This window comes from Frankia sp. Allo2, from assembly GCF_000733325.1.
In the GTDB taxonomy this organism is placed as follows: Bacteria; Actinomycetota; Actinomycetes; order Frankiales; family Frankiaceae; genus Frankia; species Frankia casuarinae.
Window position 1 is genome coordinate 1 of the sequence record NZ_JPHT01000087.1, and the last position, 3,072, is coordinate 3,072.

Sequence of the window (3,072 nt, forward strand, 5' to 3'; positions counted from 1 at the left end):
CCGCACTCCCGTTCCGACGACCGGCCGAACAGCATCCGCCGCAACGTCGCCAGCTCCGCCTGCAACGCCTCGAGCTGGAGACGCAGCTCCACCACCTCGGCCTCACGCGTCGCCTCCCGCGCGACCAGCCCGGCGATGTCCGTCAACAGCTCCGCGACCCGGGCCCGCAGCCAGGCGTTCTCCGCCAGCAGCGCCGCGCCCTCGGCAACCTCACCGCTCGCGGCAGCGCCCGCCCCCGACTCGACAACCGTCACGCACCGCAGCAAACCACCCCGACCGGCAGAACATCACCCACCACGACCATCAGGCCACACCCAGCCCCGAAGGCCGTCNCCCCAAAAGATCAACAACGGGACTTCCGAATACGTACGTCGACATAGCGTACTAGAAAGAAACTGCACAGGCTGCTCGTTTAAGCGGGCGAGAGCAAACCGAGATTGATGAGGCGGAACTCCATTGCCTGCCGCGACACGTCAAAGGTTCTTGCAAGATGCTGCACGATAGCCGTGTCCGACCTTAGTCGACCGCTGGTGAGCTGGTCGAGTTGTTCGACTATCCGTTCGTCGGGCATGAGTAGCGCTGCCGCAAAGGCATTCGCCTCACGCTCTTGCCGATCTGTCGCTGTAGACGAGACTGCGTCCCGAAAGTTTACGCGCACGAGCCGGTCAAGAATGAGCCCCTTACCCTCATGCAACAGAAGGTGACCAATCTCGTGCGCGATTGTGAAACGTTGACGAACCGGGGCATTGACGCTGTTGACGCCAATAATAGCTGGCTGGCCATCTTGGCGTAGTAGTAGGCCGGAAATGTCGTCTGCCTCAAAGGGCTGGTAGCGAACCACCGCGCGGAGGGAGGCGGCTATGCGGTCTACCGGGACTGGAATATAATTTGCGTATCCGCAGTCTTTTAGAAGTTCGATCGCTCGGATCTCGCTCGACGTACGACGGATCGGCGGATTCACGACGTGTTTCCGTCATCGGCAACGTGGGCGGACACGTTATCGTCGCCAGGCATCGATGCGATCGAGGCANCCCATTCCCGGTAGGGGCCGGGCGCTTCTGGCGCCGCTGAAGGGGCCGGGCGTCCCGCGATGACCTCTGCGAGGAGTTCTGGCGCTCCAACGTTGAGCTGCTCAGCTAGGCGGACGAACGTCAGCAGTGTGATGCCTTGGGCACCGTGCTCGATGTTCGTGATCGTCGTCCGCGTCAACCCGAGTCGCTCGGCAAGGGCTGCCTGGCTCCATCCCCGCTGGCGGCGGTGCTTGCGCACTGACTGCGCCAGACCGCGCTGCAGTTCCACGTCCTGCACAGGCCGCAGTCTGCCCGGGAAGCGGTGTCGGTGTCAAACTCACTGTCATGTCAGTTTCACTGTCATTTTGTTGTTGCCAGTTGGGTTGACCATCTGGTGCTCCGAGGCTGACGATCGTCAGCGTCGCCTGGTCGGCGACATCGGCTAAGCGGTCGGCAACGCCGCGGACAGGAGAACTCCCATGAGTGGGACAGCAGCAGTCGAGGCCGGGGCTCAGACCAAGACGGTGGAGATCATCGTGAACGGCCGTCGGCGCACAGTGGTCAAAGGGGAGTTGAGCTTTGACGAGGTCGTGGCCCTGGCTTTCGATCCTGTGCCTGCTGGCGACAACGTCGACTTCACGATCACCTTCCGGCGGGGGCACGGCGACAAGCCCGAGGGGACCCTCCGTCCAGGCGGGACCGTCAAGATCAAGGAAGGAATGATCTTTGATGTCACAGCGACTGATCGTTCGTAGCGCGGACCTCGGGCGGCTGCGGGAGGAGGGCTACCACCTTGAGACACGTGGAAATGTGCTGCTCGTCCACGACGTGCCGTACGTCAACCCGAGTCGGGAGGTCCTACGCGGCACCTTGGTCACCGAACTGGAGCTCGCCGGTGACATGACGATCCAGCCGTCGAACCATGTCGCCCAGTTCATCGGCCAGACACCCTCGGACTCGGAAGGCCATCCGCTGTCGAAGCTGATCAACAGCGGTGCGGCGTCGTTGGTCGGCTCGGTTCACGTCAACTTCACGTTCTCGAAGAAGCCGATGGGTGGTGACCAGCGCTACCGGGACTATCACCACAAGGTAACAACCTATGTCGCCCTCCTCTTGATGCACGCCCAGGTGCTCGATCCAACCGTCGCGGCCACGACCTTCCCAGTGATCACGCCGGACGAGGACGACGACTCGCCGTTCGAGTACCTGGACACCGCATCCGTCCGAGCCGGCATCTCGGAGGTGACCAAAAAGCTCCGGCTAGGTCCGATAGCGATCATCGGCCTCGGCGGCACCGGTGCCTATACCCTCGATCTTGTAGCGAAGACGCCGGTCCGAGAGATCCATCTATTCGATGGTGACCGCTACCTCCAGCACAACGCCTTTCGATCGCCCGGGGCGCCGTCGATCGAGGAGCTGGCTACGGTGCCAAAGAAGGTTGACTACTTCGCAGCGCGTTACGCCAAGATGCGAAAGAAAATAGTGCCGCACGGCGACTTCGTCACTGAGGCGAATGTTGACGAGCTGCGCGGAATGACGTTTGTCTTCCTCGCGCTTGATGATGGTCCGGCGCGGAAGCTGATAGTTACTAAGCTAGAAGAGTACGGGATTGATTTCATCGATGTTGGAATCGGTGTCGAGCATGTCGACAACTCGTTGACCGGTTTAGTGCGCACGACTCGTAGCTGTTCACGTCGGTTGGGTGGCGGCCTTGTAGATCTTGTTCGGTGATCGTGTGGCGTTCGCGGGCTGGTGGGTGATGATCGGATAGCGTCCGGGACGTGGAGTCAGGCGGCCGTCCGACGTACGAGGAACTCGTGCGTCTGCTTGCGGACCGGGACGCCACCATCGCCGCCCAGGCGGCCACGATCGCGGAGCAGGCGCGGCTGGTCGAGCGGCTGGTCGGGCAGGTGGAGCAGCTCACCGACAGGGTCCGCGAACTGGACCGCCAACTCGGCAGGGACAGTACGAACTCGTCGTGGCCGTCGTCGTCGGACAGCCCGTATACGAAGAAGAAGGCCAAGCCCCGGTCGTCGCGGACGTCGATGGGCCGGCCGAGGGG

5 protein-coding genes and 1 pseudogene are annotated in these 3,072 nt (G+C 62.5%); 3 read left to right on the forward strand and 3 right to left on the reverse strand.

Annotation, left to right across the window (positions count from 1 at the left end; genetic code table 11):
* From ALLO2_RS22760 to ALLO2_RS23730, 3 genes and pseudogenes are all read right to left on the reverse strand, one after another.
* Positions 1 to 254: pseudogene (locus ALLO2_RS22760) on the reverse strand (IS66 family transposase); the annotation flags it as partial.
* Between the two features lie 158 nt (positions 255 to 412).
* Positions 413 to 961: an ImmA/IrrE family metallo-endopeptidase gene (locus tag ALLO2_RS25210; RefSeq protein WP_011435334.1), complete on the reverse strand. Its 549-nt coding sequence runs from the start codon at positions 959 to 961 to the stop codon at positions 413 to 415.
* Positions 958 to 1,308 carry a helix-turn-helix domain-containing protein gene (locus tag ALLO2_RS23730; RefSeq protein WP_051875539.1) on the reverse strand — a complete coding sequence of 117 codons (351 nt, stop codon included), beginning with the start codon at positions 1,306 to 1,308 and terminating at the stop codon, positions 958 to 960. The genes ALLO2_RS25210 and ALLO2_RS23730 overlap by 4 nt, the downstream gene beginning before the upstream one ends.
* A gap of 181 nt (positions 1,309 to 1,489) precedes the next feature.
* On the opposite strand from ALLO2_RS23730, the gene ALLO2_RS22770 reads away from it, so the two are divergent.
* From ALLO2_RS22770 to ALLO2_RS22780, 3 genes are all read left to right on the forward strand, one after another.
* A complete protein-coding gene (locus ALLO2_RS22770; protein ID WP_011435336.1) occupies positions 1,490 to 1,765 on the forward strand; it encodes a multiubiquitin domain-containing protein in 276 nt (91 codons plus the stop codon).
* Positions 1,740 to 2,741: a ThiF family adenylyltransferase gene (locus ALLO2_RS22775; RefSeq protein WP_023842270.1), complete on the forward strand. Its 1,002-nt coding sequence runs from the start codon at positions 1,740 to 1,742 to the stop codon at positions 2,739 to 2,741. The genes ALLO2_RS22770 and ALLO2_RS22775 overlap by 26 nt, the downstream gene beginning before the upstream one ends.
* 86 nt (positions 2,742 to 2,827) lie before the next feature.
* The coding region (locus ALLO2_RS22780; protein ID WP_232235303.1) for a DUF6444 domain-containing protein at positions 2,828 to 3,072 on the forward strand (245 nt) is incomplete at its 3' end.